Annotated in this window: 10 protein-coding genes and 1 pseudogene; 3 read left to right on the top strand and 8 right to left on the bottom strand. The window is 70.8% G+C overall.

The genetic code is table 11. The features are described from left to right. Positions 1–47: 47 nt before the first annotated feature. Positions 48–643, bottom strand: a pseudogene (locus tag SPR02S_RS65060) (aminotransferase class III-fold pyridoxal phosphate-dependent enzyme); the annotation flags it as partial. 390 nt (positions 644–1,033) lie between these two features. On the opposite strand from SPR02S_RS65060, the gene SPR02S_RS31370 reads away from it, so the two are divergent. Next, positions 1,034–2,263: a trypsin-like serine peptidase gene (locus SPR02S_RS31370; RefSeq protein WP_019060990.1), complete on the top strand. Its 1,230-nt coding sequence runs from the start codon at positions 1,034–1,036 to the stop codon at positions 2,261–2,263. 88 nt (positions 2,264–2,351) lie between these two features. Here SPR02S_RS31370 and hflX read toward each other — a convergent pair whose 3' ends face one another. The 6 genes from hflX to miaA all read right to left on the bottom strand — a co-directional run bounded on the left by hflX (position 2,352) and on the right by miaA (position 10,880). Continuing rightward, entirely contained in the window at positions 2,352–3,845 is a 1,494-nt protein-coding gene (gene hflX / locus SPR02S_RS31365; protein ID WP_026151023.1) for a GTPase HflX, read from the bottom strand. A 187-nt stretch (positions 3,846–4,032) separates the two neighbouring features. After that, complete coding sequence (locus SPR02S_RS31360; protein WP_019060988.1) at positions 4,033–5,562, bottom strand: M1 family metallopeptidase; 1,530 nt, start codon at positions 5,560–5,562, stop codon at positions 4,033–4,035. A gap of 411 nt (positions 5,563–5,973) precedes the next feature. Continuing rightward, positions 5,974–8,121, bottom strand: coding sequence for a RelA/SpoT family protein (locus SPR02S_RS31355; protein ID WP_026151022.1), 2,148 nt, complete (start codon positions 8,119–8,121; stop codon positions 5,974–5,976). Positions 8,122–8,404: 283 nt separating this feature from the next. Then, positions 8,405–9,274 carry a diaminopimelate epimerase gene (gene dapF, locus SPR02S_RS31350; protein WP_019060986.1) on the bottom strand — a complete coding sequence of 290 codons (870 nt, stop codon included), beginning with the start codon at positions 9,272–9,274 and terminating at the stop codon, positions 8,405–8,407. A 58-nt stretch (positions 9,275–9,332) separates the two neighbouring features. After that, positions 9,333–9,833 (bottom strand): hypothetical protein, encoded by a 501-nt coding sequence (locus tag SPR02S_RS31345; RefSeq protein WP_019060985.1) that lies wholly within the window; start codon positions 9,831–9,833, stop codon positions 9,333–9,335. Between the two features lie 108 nt (positions 9,834–9,941). Beyond that, complete coding sequence (gene miaA / locus SPR02S_RS31340) at positions 9,942–10,880, bottom strand: tRNA (adenosine(37)-N6)-dimethylallyltransferase MiaA (protein ID WP_019060984.1); 939 nt, start codon at positions 10,878–10,880, stop codon at positions 9,942–9,944. Between the two features lie 276 nt (positions 10,881–11,156). Between miaA and SPR02S_RS31335 the strand changes: the two genes are divergently transcribed. Continuing rightward, positions 11,157–11,360, top strand: coding sequence for a gliding motility protein (locus SPR02S_RS31335; RefSeq protein ID WP_306305749.1), 204 nt, complete (start codon positions 11,157–11,159; stop codon positions 11,358–11,360). 24 nt (positions 11,361–11,384) lie between these two features. Beyond that, complete coding sequence (locus tag SPR02S_RS31330; RefSeq protein ID WP_019060982.1) at positions 11,385–11,684, top strand: antitoxin; 300 nt, start codon at positions 11,385–11,387, stop codon at positions 11,682–11,684. A 700-nt stretch (positions 11,685–12,384) separates the two neighbouring features. Here SPR02S_RS31330 and SPR02S_RS31325 read toward each other — a convergent pair. Further along, positions 12,385–13,110 carry a class III extradiol dioxygenase subunit B-like domain-containing protein gene (locus SPR02S_RS31325; protein WP_019060981.1) on the bottom strand — a complete coding sequence of 242 codons (726 nt, stop codon included), beginning with the start codon at positions 13,108–13,110 and terminating at the stop codon, positions 12,385–12,387. Positions 13,111–13,208 lie beyond the last annotated feature (98 nt).

Raw genomic sequence — 13,208 nt, 5'->3', positions numbered from 1 at the left:
TCGAGTTGACGTCTGGTGGCGCTCCGTCCTCTGTAGCGGTTGCCTGGACCGCCGTCGGCCTGGACGGGTTCGAGGAAATTCCGGCGAGATTCGGCACCCCGGGGTTGGGGCCATCGAGGCCACGCTCAGGCTCGCCCGCACCACCGACGCTCATGCCGTGGTGAGTGCTGGCGAAGGCGTGGACTCCGGTGCGCCCGGTCGCCCCCGGGAGGATCCTGAACTCGGCCCCGACCACGCCGATTTCGGTATCCGTCGGCCCGCAGACCCGCACGAGTGCGTGGTCGGCGAGTTCGGGCGGCAGCGCACGGAACAGTTCGGCGACGACGAAGGCGTCCCTGACGGGAGTCGCGAGGTTGAGCGCGCGGAGCGGGGCGCCCGAGTCGACGACGTTGCCGATCGCCTCCAGGACCACGGGGTGGTTGTGCTCGAGAGGCGCAGTCCCGGCGCCGGAAACGCAGTCCAGGAAACGGCGGCCGTCAGTGCCCTCCACGGTCAGGCCACGCGTCCGCGCCGACACGGCAGGAAGGGCCCGTGCGTAGGTCCGTGCCGCCGACTCACGCATCGACCGACGCCGCCGGTTCCCCTGGCGTTCCTCACACGCCGACCGCCGCCAGAGCCTCCCCTCGTAGCCCTCCGGCGCCACCCGCACCGCCGCGGACACACCGCCAAGTCCGCTCGCCCCGCCCCCCGCGAACCCCCATCTCCCGTACGCAGGCGCAGAGTTGGCCACGGTTCTCGTCCCTCCCGCTGTCCATGGGCGAGTTGAGGTCTCGCGTCGCCAGGGGCGCGGGGCACCGCGCATCGACAGCAGGCCCCTGTCGGTACAAACCCCGCACCGCTCACGGAGTTACGGGTCGCCTCAAGATCCTTGCCGTGACGGAACCGTTGCCGTTCCGTGGGAAGTCCCCCACAGCGAGCGCATAGTGTGTGATGCCGTTCCCGAAGGCCGTGAGTTCAGTGTGAACTCACCATGAGTTCCGGCTGAGATCACAGCCGTGACGCACCATCCGTACACCCAGGGGGAGTCAAGACCATGCGATCGATACGGCCGTCCTTCACCGCCCGTCGTGGGAGGGGCGCGCGTCGCGGAACCTCCCCCGCCCTGGCCGCCGTTGCCCTCGCCTCGGCGCTCGCGCTCACCGCGACCGCGTGCGGCTCCAGTGACACGAAGGCCGATGGCAAGTCCACCGCGTCCGCCACCAGCAGTGACACCGGTGACGGCAAGATCAAGATCCCGGACGACATCAAGGACAAGCTCAAAGAGCGCGGGATCGACATCGACAAGTGGAAGGGCGGCGCGTGGAAGAACTGGAACAAGGACGACTGGCTGCGCGAGGCCGACGACTACATCAACCCGATCATCCAGGGACTGTGGAGTTCCGGCCGGATGCGGGACGCCAACGACCCGGACACGGGCGTCGACACCAACGACATCTCCGGTGACCAGGGCGTGACCGACCCGACGCCCGCGGCGGTGGACGCGAAGGCCGTGACGCCTACGTACCACGCCAACGCGGCGACGGCGGGCAAGGTGTTCTTCGACTCCCCCGAGGGCACCATGGTCTGCTCGGCGACGGTCGTGGAGGACCCGGCGCACCCGGGCAAGTCCAACATGGTGTGGACGGCGGGCCATTGCGTCCACGCCGGCAAGAAGGGCGGCTGGTACCGCAACATCGCGTTCGTGCCGTCGTACAACAACTCGGGCCAGTCAGCAGCCCAGTTGGAGACCGCGACCCGGGAGCAGGTCGCTCCGTACGGTGTCTGGTGGGCCGACTGGGCGCGGACCTCGCAGCAGTGGATCGACCAGGGCGGCGAGACGGGCGGGCAGGGTTCGTCGTACGACTACGCCGTGATCCATGTGACGCCCGAGAAGGGCAGTGGGGGCAAGTCCCTTGAGGAGACGGTCGGTTCGGCGCTGCCGGTGAACTTCAACGCGCCGGCCGTGCCGAAGGTGTCCAGCATCACGGCGACCGGCTACCCCGAGGCGAAGCCGTACGACGGTTCGACGCTGTACCAGTGCACGGACAAGCCGGGACGGCTGTCGATCAACGCCTCGGACCCGACGATGTACCGCATCGGCTGCACCATGACCGGCGGTTCGTCCGGTGGCGGCTGGGTCGAGACAGGCTCCGACGGCAAGCCGACGCTGGTGTCCAACACCTCGATCGGCCCGGTGACTTCGGGCTGGCTGGCGGGTCCGCGGCTGGGCGATGTGGCCAAGGGCGTGTACGACTCGGTCAGCAAGAAGTTCGCCGACCAGTAGGCGGACGGACGGCGGTCGGTGACCCGCACACACGCCTGAGGGCCGCCCCATGTGGGGCGGCCCTCAGGACTTGCTGTGCTACGACCCGTCAGGCCAGCGGTGCCGGGACGTACGGCGCGAGCTCCGCCGCCAGTTCCTCGTGGACCCGCGCCTTGAGCTGGGTGCCCTCCGGGGTGTGCTCCTCGGAGATCACCTCGCCCTCGGAGTGGGCGCGGGCGACCAGCTTGCCGTGGGTGTACGGCACGAGCGCCTCGATCTCGACCGAGGGGCGCGGCAGTTCGCTGTCGATGAGCGCGAGCAGCTCGTCCATGCCCTGGCCGGTGCGGGCCGAGACCGCGATGGAGCGCTTCTCTTTCCGCATCAGCCGCTGGAGCGTCAGCGGGTCGGCCGCGTCCGCCTTGTTGATGATCACGATCTCGGGCACCTTGGTGGCGCCGACATCCCGGATCACCTCGCGTACGGCGGCCAGCTGCTCCTCCGGGAACGGGTGCGAACCGTCCACCACATGCAGGATCAGGTCGGCGTCGCCGACCTCCTCCATCGTGGAGCGGAAGGCCTCGACCAGGTGGTGCGGCAGGTGCCGGACGAATCCGACGGTGTCGACCAGCGTGTAGAGCCGTCCACCCGGGGTCTCGGCCCGGCGCACGGTCGGGTCGAGGGTCGCGAACAGCGCGTTCTCGACCAGCACGCCCGCGCCCGTGAGGCGGTTGAGCAGGGACGACTTGCCGGCGTTGGTGTAGCCGGCGATCGCGACCGAGGGCACCTTGTGGCGACGGCGCTCCTGGCGCTTGATGTCGCGGCCGGTCTTCATGTCCGCGATCTCCCGGCGCATCTTCGCCATCTTCTCGCGGATACGACGCCGGTCCGTCTCGATCTTGGTCTCACCGGGACCACGGGTGGCGAGGCCGCCGCCCGAGCCGCCGCCCATCTGACGGGACAGCGACTGGCCCCAGCCGCGGAGCCTCGGCAGCATGTACTGCATCTGCGCGAGCGCGACCTGTGCCTTGCCCTCTCGGGACTTGGCGTGCTGGGCAAAGATGTCGAGGATCAGGGCCGTCCGGTCGATGACCTTGACCTTGACGACGTCTTCGAGGTGGATCAGCTGGCCCGGGCTGAGCTCACCGTCGCAGATGACGGTGTCGGCGCCGGTCTCCAGGACGATGTCCCGCAGTTCGTTGGCCTTGCCGGAGCCGATGTAGGTGGCCGCGTCAGGCTTGTCGCGGCGCTGGACGACACCGTCGAGCACGAGCGCGCCCGCGGTCTCCGCGAGGGCGGCCAGCTCGGCGAGCGAGTTGTCCGCGTCCTGCACCGTTCCCGTGGTCCAGACGCCGACGAGTACAACGCGCTCCAGGCGGAGCTGTCGGTACTCGACCTCGGTGACGTCCTCGAGTTCGGTGGAGAGGCCGGCGACGCGGCGCAGGGCCGCGCGCTCGGAGCGGTCGAACTGGTCGCCGTCCCGCTCTCCGTCGATCTCGTGGCTCCAGGCGACGTCCTCTTCCATCAGGGCATCGGCCCGAAGACCTTCGGGGTAGGCGTGCGCGAGGCGCTCAGTGTCCTGGGAAGGGGAAGAAGAGGAGGTCATTGGGTCCTTACGTCGATGGGAGTCCTGCAAAGGTCATAACGTTCGGGCGCCTCCGGAGATTCCCGGTGGCTGCCGGGTGTGTCCCCGGTGACCCGCGCCGCCGACCTGACGATGGTCGCACGGCGCGGATCGCCACGTCACTGCCTTATTTATTGCCCTGTCACCGCTTTATTGCCCCGTCACCGCCCTATTTCACCGGTGCCTGCGACTTCCAGTCCGGGTGACCCGGCATCGGCGGGGTCTTCTCGCCGTAGAGCCAGCCCTGGAAGAAGTCGCTCAGGTCGCGGCCGGAGATCGCGGAGGCGAGTTCCTCGAAGTCGGCGGTGGTGGCCGTGCCGTCCCGGTGAACGCTCACCCAGGTGCGCTCCAGGCGTTCGAAGGCCGGGCGGCCGATCTCCTGGCGCAGGGCGTAGAGGGCCAGGGCAGCGCCGTCGTAGACGTTGGGGCGGAAGATGCTGATCTTCTGGCCGGGCGCGGGCGCCTTGGGGAGTGCGGGCGGTCCGCCGACGGCGCGCCAGCGGTCGGAGGCCGCGTAGGCCGCCTTCATGCGCGTCTCCATCGGCCGGTGCGCCTTCTCCTCGGCGTACAGCTCCTCGTACCAGGTGGCATGTCCCTCGTTGAGCCACAGGTCGGACCACGCGCGGGGGCTGACGCTGTCGCCGAACCACTGGTGGGACAGCTCGTGCACCATGATCGACTCGACGTACCACTTGGGGTAGGCGGGCTCGGTGAAGAGATCTCTCTCGAAGAGAGAGATCGTCTGCGTCTCGAGTTCGAAGCCGGTGGACGCGTCGGCCATGAGCAGCCCGTACGTCTCGAAGGGGTACCGGCCGACCTTGCTCTCCATCCAGGCGATCTGGTCGGGGGTCTTCTTGAGCCACGGTTCGAGCTGCTTGGCGTCCTTGGCGGGTACGACGTCGCGCATCGGCAGGTCGTGCGGTCCGGTGCGGTGCAGCACGGCGGAGCGGCCGATGGACACTTGGGCGAGTTCGGTGGCCATGGGGTGCTGGGTGCGGTACGTCCAGGTGGTGTTCCTGCCGACCTTGTCGACGCCGGCCGGCAGTCCGTTGGCGACGGCCGTGTAGGCGTTGGGGGCGGTGACCCTGATGGTGAACATCGCCTTGTCGGAGGGATGGTCGTTGCACGGGAACACCAGGTGCGCGGCGTCGGCCTGGTTGGCCATGGCGAGCCCGTCCTTGGTGCGCACCCAGCCGCCGTCCTGGCCCTTGGCCGACACCGGGTCGCTGGTGTGCCGCACGGTGATCCGCGTCCAACTCCCCTCGGAAATCGGCCTCTCCGGAGTCACGACCAGATCCTCGCCGGCACTGGCGAAGGTGGCGGGCCGCCCGTCGACCTCGACCGTGTCAACAGTCCCGTGCGCGAAGTCGAGGTTGATCCGGTCCAGCGTCTCGGTCGTCCACGCGTCGATCGTGGTGACGGCCTGGAGCGGCTTGGTGTTGCTGCCGGGATACGTGAACGCGAGGTCGTACGACGCCACGTCGTAGCCCGGGTTGCCCAGGGTCGGGAAGAGACGGTCACCGACACCCAGGGGCGCGGGCGGCGCGCTCGCGGCGACGAGACAGACGGACACGGCGGAGGCGAGCAGCGCCGCCTTCAGCCGTCGGGAGTTCCTGGTGCGCGAACGGGGAGCCGGATCACCGGAGCCGGTGCGGGGGATGCCGATGCCGGTCGTGCCGGTGCGAGGGGTGAGCAGCATGCCCCACCGCTACCAGCGCGCGCGTGCCCCACGGCGCCGACTCGCGCCCGGCCCACTCGAACGGGGTCCTCCCGGGGGCTCACGGGGCGCTGGGCACACCGGGGCGTGCGGGCGGGCCGCACCGGCGCGGACTTTCCGGGTGCCGGGGGTGGCGTACGCCCGCGCGTGCCGCATCGGAGCGCCGGAGGAGAGGCCCGCGCGTGGTTTCAAGGCGCCGGGGCACTCAGGACGAGCGCGCCTCAGCGGGGCGGGCCGTTTCACGTCGGCGCACACCTCGGAGGACCGGGCGCTCAGCGTCGGTGTGTATCTCAACGGGACGGGGGACCAAGGCGGACGCGGGTCTCCGGAGGCCAAGGGCCGCTCAAGCCCCACCCCCACCTCAACGGGCCGGCGGCAACGCCCGCGGCCCGCTCAGAAAGCGGGCGCGTTGTGGTGCTGCGCCCGGCTCACGTCGTAGACGCCCGGTACGTTGCGCATCGCCCGCATGAGGGTCAGGAGGTGGGCCGCGTCCGGGAGTTGGAGTGTGTAGGTGTGCCGGACGCGCTGCTGGGTCGGTGGTTCGACGGTCGCCGAGACGATTTCCGCGCCCTCCAGGGCAATCGCTTCGGTGAGGTCGGCGAGCAGATGCGGGCGGCCGAACGATTCGGCTACCAGCGTGACCCGGCACTCGGTGGTGTCACCCCAGCGCACACCGACTTCCGCGCGCCCCACGCCCTTCATGTGCGCCACCGCGCTGCACTCCACGCGGTGGACGGTCACGACGCCGCCGCGTACCGAGAATCCGGTGACCTCGTCGGGCGGTACGGGCGTACAGCAGCCCGCGAGCCGTACGGTCGCGCCGGGCTGGTCCACGACCGGGGTGGCGGGGCGTGCGGTGGACGTCTCCGGGGTGTCTTCGGGGGCGGGGGGCGCCGACCGGGTGCTCTGCGCCTCCTCGGCCACCTCGGCGCCCGCTCCGTCAGCGCGTCCCGGGTGCGCCGCGATCCATCGCTGGATGGCGATCCGGGCGGCGGGGGTGTGCGCGTGCTCCAGCCACTCTCTGGAGGGCTCGGAGGCCGGGTCCTGGCCCATGAGGAGCTGGACGGTGTCGCCGTCCTTCAGGACCGTACTGAGCGTCGCCAGACGGCCGTTGACGCGGGCGCCAATGCAGGCGTGGGCGTCCTCGCCGTACTGCTCGTACGCGGCGTCCACACAGGTCGCGCCGTCTGGCAGGCCCAACGTGCCGCCGTCGGGCCGGAACACGGTGATCTCGCGGTCCTGGGCGAGGTCCTCGCGGAGCGTGGACCAGAAGGTGTCGGGGTCGGGCGCGCCCTCCTGCCAGTCGAGGAGGCGGGAGAGCCAGCCGGGCCGGGTGGGGTCGGCGCGCTCGCCGTCGTTCGCGGCCTGTTGCTCCTCCGAAGGAGGAGCGTAGGGATTACCGAGCGCGATGACGCCGGCCTCGGCGACCTTGTGCATCTGGTGGGTGCGGATGAGGACTTCGACGACCTGGCCGTCCGTGTGGGCGACGGCGGTGTGCAGCGACTGGTACAGGTTGAACTTGGGGACGGCGATGAAGTCCTTGAACTCCGAGACGACCGGCTTCAGGCACGTGTGCAGTTCACCGAGGACGCCGTAACAGTCCGCGTCCTCGTTCACCAGCACCAGGAGGCGGCCGAAGTCGGCGCCGCGCAGTCGGCCGCGCTTGCGGGCCACGCGGTGCACGGAGACGAAGTGCCGTGGCCTGATGAGGACTTCGGCCTGGATGCCGGCGTCGCGCAGGACGGTGCGTACCTCGTCGGTGACCTCGGCGAGCGGATCGTCCGCGCGGGAGGAGTTGTCGACGATCAACTCGCGTGTGTGGTCGTACTCCTCGGGGTGGAGGATCGCGAAGACCAGGTCTTCCAGTTCGGTCTTGAGCGCCTGTACGCCGAGCCGTTCGGCGAGCGGGATGAGGACGTCCCGGGTGACCTTGGCGATGCGGGCCTGCTTCTCGGGGCGCATCACGCCCAGGGTGCGCATGTTGTGCAGCCGGTCGGCGAGTTTGATCGACATCACGCGGACGTCGCTGCCGGTGGCGACGAGCATCTTGCGGAAGGTCTCGGGCTCGGCCGCGGCCCCGTAGTCGACCTTCTCCAACTTCGTTACGCCGTCGACGAGATAGCGCACCTCCGCGCCGAACTCCTCGCCGACCTGATCGAGCGTCACTTCCGTGTCCTCGACGGTGTCGTGGAGCAGAGAGGCCGTCAACGTCGTGGTCTCGGCGCCGAGTTCGGCGAGGATCAGGGTCACCGCGAGCGGGTGTGTGATGTATGGCTCACCGCTCTTGCGCATCTGACCGCGGTGCGAGGACTCGGCCAGCACCCAGGCGCGGCGCAGCGGTTCGAGATCGGCGTCGGGATAGTGGGCGCGATGCGCCTCGGCGACATGGCCGATGGCGTCGGGCAGCCGGTCGCGCGCGGTGGGGCCGAGCAGGGCGGCCCGGCCGAGCCGGCGCAGGTCGATCCGGGGGCGGGCCTTCCTGCGGGGCACTGTGTTGATCACAGGGCCTGGGCTCGCAGGGTTCGTGGCCTCCGCACTCATGGGCACCTCCGGCTGCTTGACCGGCGGACGGGTGCCCCATGGCGTACTCGGCTCAGGGGATCTTCGATCCCCCGTCCGGGCCGGTGCTTGATGCTACCGAGCCCACCACGTGCGACTGACCGCCTCTCGCCGAGCGTGAAACGGATCACCCATTCGAGCGAAGGTCAGGAGGTTTACGGTTTCGCGCCACGCCATAGGACGTCAGCCGTGGTTTCCAGCCGCACCGGACACCGGAGACTTCGAATCAAGGTGCCCGGAGCGGCCAATGCTGCGATTCACCCGTTCAGCGGATGGCGTTTTCCAGCCATTCCGCGTCGATCTCGCCTTCGGCGACGATCACCGCGGGACCCGTCATCTCGATCTGACCGTCGGGCCGCTCGGTGATCACCAGCGTTCCACCGGGCACATCGACGGTGTACGTCGCGTGCGTCCCGGTCACGGCTGGGTCTGCGCCGTCCCTGCGGGCCGCGGCCACGGCGACCGCGCACGCTCCCGTGCCGCACGAGCGGGTCTCACCGGCACCGCGCTCGTGCACGCGCATGGCGACGTGCCCGGGGCCACGGTCGACCACGAACTCCACGTTCACGCCCTCCGGATACGCGGCGGGCGGGCTGAAGGGCGGCGGGGAGTACAGGTCACCGGCGTGCGCGAGGTCGTCCACGAAGGCGACGGCGTGTGGGTTGCCCATGTTCACGTTCCGCGCGGGCCAACTGCGCTCGCCGACGCTCACCGTGACGTCCCCTTCGGGGAGGCGGGCCTTGCCCATGCCGACGGTGACGTCACCGTCCTTGGCGACGTGGACGGTCTTGACTCCCCCGCGCGTGGCGACCGCGATATCCCCTTCGGCCACATGTCCGACGCGCTGGAGATAACGCGCGAACACTCGCACTCCGTTGCCGCACATCTCGGAGACCGAGCCGTCGCCGTTGCGATAGTCCATGAACCACTCCGCCTCGGCCGCCATGTCCCGCGCCTCGGGGTGCGCGGCGGACCGCACCACATGCAGCAGTCCGTCGCCGCCGATGCCCGCGCGACGGTCGCACAGGGCGGCCACGGCGGCCGGGGAGAGGTCGATGACGTTCTCGGGGTCCGGGACGATCACGAAGTCGTTCTCGGTGCCGTGCCCCTTGAGGAAGGCGATCCGCGTGCTCATTCCTCGATCGTACGGGGTGGCTATGACAACCCGACGACCCCGGTGACCGGCCTCGCGCCTAGCGCAGCCGGGCCACGCGCCACACGGCCAGGACCACCACCACGGCCACCACCAGGGCGTACGCGATGACGACCCGCCAGTCCAGGCGGCGTCCGGAGCCGCGCTGCGGGAAGCCGGGCCAGATGTGGCCGACGCGGCGGGCGGCCGTCATGCCCCAGCCGGCCGCGCAGGAGCAGATGAGCAGGCCGAGCATGGCGACCACGGCCCCGCTGTCGCCGAAGTCGAAGGCGAGCGGGAAGGCGAACATCAGGGAGCCGACCGCGGCCAGGGCCACGATGGGGGCGAGCTGCCAGATCCGCAGACGGCGCTGCGGGCGTAGCTCGACCTCGACCTCGGGTCCGGCGAACATCTCGTCAGGCCCGGGACCGTCGGCGGTCACGCCGCCCTGGATCTCGTCCGGGCCGTCCGGGCTCAGTAGGCCGTCGCCCTCTTCCGGTTCACCACGGTCCGTAGTGACCTGCTCGATGCCTTCTGCGGTGTCGCGAGGGCCGGCCTCCATCGCCACGCGCCCTCCCAACTCGGACTCCACTTGGTCGATCGAAGCTCGATGATGGCACGCCCCCGAAGGCCACAACGGCGGCCGGAGCGTCCCGATGCCATGACGTGATCAGGCTGTGACCGGTCGTTCGACCAACGCCAGTGCCAGGTCCGGCAGTTCTGTGAGATCCGCCGCGGCCCCACTCAACCAGTGCACCCGGGGATCGCGTCTGAACCACGAATCCTGGCGGCGCGCGAAGCGCTTGGTGGCACGCACGGTCTCCGTGCGCGCCTCCTGTTCCGTGCACTCCCCCGCGAGCGCCGCGAGCACCTGCTGATAGCCGAGCGCGCGGGACGCCGTGACCCCCGCGCGCAGTCCGCGCGCCGCCAGCGCCCGCACCTCGTCCACGAGCCCCGCGCCCCACATCCGGTCGACCCGGCGCGCGATGCGCTCGTCGAGTTCGGGGCGCGCCACGTCGACGCCGATCTGGACGGTGTCGTAGACCGAGTCGTGGCCGGGGAGGTTGGCGGTGAAGGGCTTGCCGGTGATCTCGATGACCTCCAGGGCCCGGACGATACGGCGGCCGTTGCTGGGCAGGATCGCGTGCGCGGCCTCGGGGTCGGCGGCGGCCAGGCGGGCGTGCAGGGCGCCCGAGCCGCGCAGTGTGAGCTCCTCCTCCAGGCGGGCCCGGACCTCGGGGTCGGTGCCGGGGAACTCCAGGTTGTCGACCGCCCCGCGCACGTACAGCCCGGAGCCGCCGACCAGGATCGGCCAGCGCCCCTCGGCGAGCAGTGCGTCGATGCGCTCACGGGCGAGCCGCTGGTACTCGGCGACGGACGCCGTGACCGTCACGTCCCAGATGTCCAGGAGGTGGTGCGGGACGCCGCCGCGCTCCTCTGGCGTCAGTTTGGCGGTGCCGATGTCCATCCCTCGGTAGAGCTGCATGGAGTCGGCGTTGACGACCTCACCACCTAGACGCTGGGCCAGGAAGACGCCCAGATCGGACTTTCCGGCCGCGGTCGGTCCGACGACGGCGATGACTCGGGGGGCGGGGGGTGCGCTGCTCACGTTCCCAGTCTCGCAAACGTCTGACCCTGGCCTCGAACGAGTTACGTGACAGCGCGTGCGTGGGGTCGTTGCCCGTTGCGAGGTATCCCGCCGCCGGTTTCGGGAGGCGGTGACCCGGGCGACGCAAACGGACGCACCGGGCTACGCGGGATTTCGCCCGCACGAGTAACGTATGGAGTTGATATGGGCGTTTTTGACCGGTTTCTTCGGAGGTCGAAGGCTACGGAGGAGGCGTCAACCGCCGAAGCTCAGGCCGACGCACACACGGCCGAGGACTTGACGGCCGAAGCGGCGGACGAGGTGTCGGAGTCCGAGGCAGGGGCAGGGGTCCAGGAAGCGGCAGGGACGAAGGAGCCGGAGGCCGGCGAACCCGTCGAAGCTGCCGGTGCCGCGGACGGCGTCGACAGCGTCGAGATCCCCAAGCAGCAGTCCGCCGTAGAGGCCGCCGACAACGAGGCCGGTGAAGGCGCCCGCACGTAACTGCCCCGCGTGGAAAGGTGAACCATGGGTCTGATGGACAACTTCAAGGCCAAGCTCGGCCCGGCGAAGGACAAGGTCTCGGGTCTCGCTCAGCAACACGGAGACAAGATCGGGAACGGGCTGGACAAGGCCGCGAAGATGGTCGACGAGAAGACCAAGGGCAAGTACAGCGACAGGATCCAGACGGGCACGGGCAAGGCCAAGGACGCCATGGACCGACTCGCCCACAAGGACGAGCCGGGAAGCGCCGGAAGCCCAGGGACTACGGGGCCGGAGGGCAGCGGCCCGACCACCCCGCCGGGCTCGACCCCGCCGGCTTCCTGAACGACACCCGCACATCGATCGGCGGACGGCCGCGGAGCGCACGGCTCCCCGGCCGTCCGCCGTTTCGTGAGGCGGAGGTAGGCCCCAGGAGGACACGTTGCAATTCAGGGCGGGGGGGGGTGGACGCGGTTCGCGAGCGCTACGACCGCCTCGCGCGCACCCGTCGCCTGCGCGACGGCCACGTCGGCACGCGCGCGTGCTGCCCGCGCCCCCCACGCATGTGTCACGGCCGCCGCCGGAGGGCGTACGGCCTCCTCAGCCGCCCGCCGTTCCCGATCGGACACACACCGCCGCCCTGTGCCACGCCCGAGCCGCGCGCGGACGCCCGGCGCGGGGCACGCCACCCCGCCGACGCCCACGGAGGTAGCGCCTCCTCAGCCGCCCCACCATTCGCGAGCGCACACGCACTGCCACACAGGGCCACAACTGGGCGACGCGCAGACAGCCCACGACGCCCGCACAAGCGTCGCGCAGGGGCCCCGCCGCCCCCGGAGGTAATGCCTCCCCAGCCGCACCACCGTGCTTACCGCCCCGCCACACGCGGGCGCGATGCCCGCCCCGCATCGCCACGCCTGGGCGGCGCGTCGCCCGGACACCCCAAGACGCTCCGCTCGGGCAACGCTCAGCCCCCGACGCGCCCACGGGCGACGTCACGAAGAGCACGCCATCCCCACCCGGCCCGCCCCTTGCGCGTCTACACCTACGACCAGGTCGCGACCAGGTACCCGACCCCGTACGGCGCATCCTCGTACAGCAGCGCGCCGCCCAGGTCCGCGCCCTCCGCCGCGCCCGCGAGGACCTGCCAGGGCGCGCGGCCGGAGGCCTTCAGCTCGTACGCCAGCTCGGCGTCCAGCACCTTGAGGGCCGCCACGTCCGCCGCCCCCAGCGCACGCGCAACCTCCGCGTCGAAGGGGGCCGCCCGCTCGTCGAGATAACCCGGCGCCTTGAGCGTCCGGCACGCGCTGGCGTCGCCCATCACCAGCAGCGCGACCCTGTCGGCCTGCGCGACGATGTCCCTCCCGGTTTGAATACACCGCTCGGCCTCAAGAGGTTCCCCCACGCCGAGCCCCTCGATCGGGGCGTCGGACCACCCGGTCCGCTCCAGCAGCCACGCGGCGACGGCGAGCGAGGGCGGAAGCTCACGCTCCGACGCCGCGCCCCCGTCCTCGGCCCCGTCGCCGCCCAGCCGTACGTCGAGTTCCACTCCGAAGCCGCGGAACGAACCCCGGGTGCCTTCAGGATGCGGCCCGCGCCCGCTCTGCTCGGCGGGTCCGACGACCACCAGGCGGTCGGGTCGGGCGGCGGCGAGCACGCCCAGCGCGTCGGTGCACGCGGCCCGCGCGGCGGCCAGCTCGGGCGCGGCACCTGCGGCGACATCGGGGACGAGGAGCGGCGGGCAGGGGCAGACTGCGGCGGCTACGAGCATGGCCGGAACACTAACAAGCGGGCACGGGCAGCGACGGCCCGCGTGGGGACACGGGCGGACGTACAAGTACTGGTCGGGTTGGTTCCGGCCCCGCCCAG

The organism is Streptomyces prunicolor NBRC 13075 (assembly GCF_000367365.1).
In the GTDB taxonomy this organism is placed as follows: Bacteria; Actinomycetota; Actinomycetes; order Streptomycetales; family Streptomycetaceae; genus Streptomyces; species Streptomyces prunicolor.
Note: the sequence above shows the minus strand (reverse complement) of the source record. Positions and strands in the feature narration are given on the sequence as shown.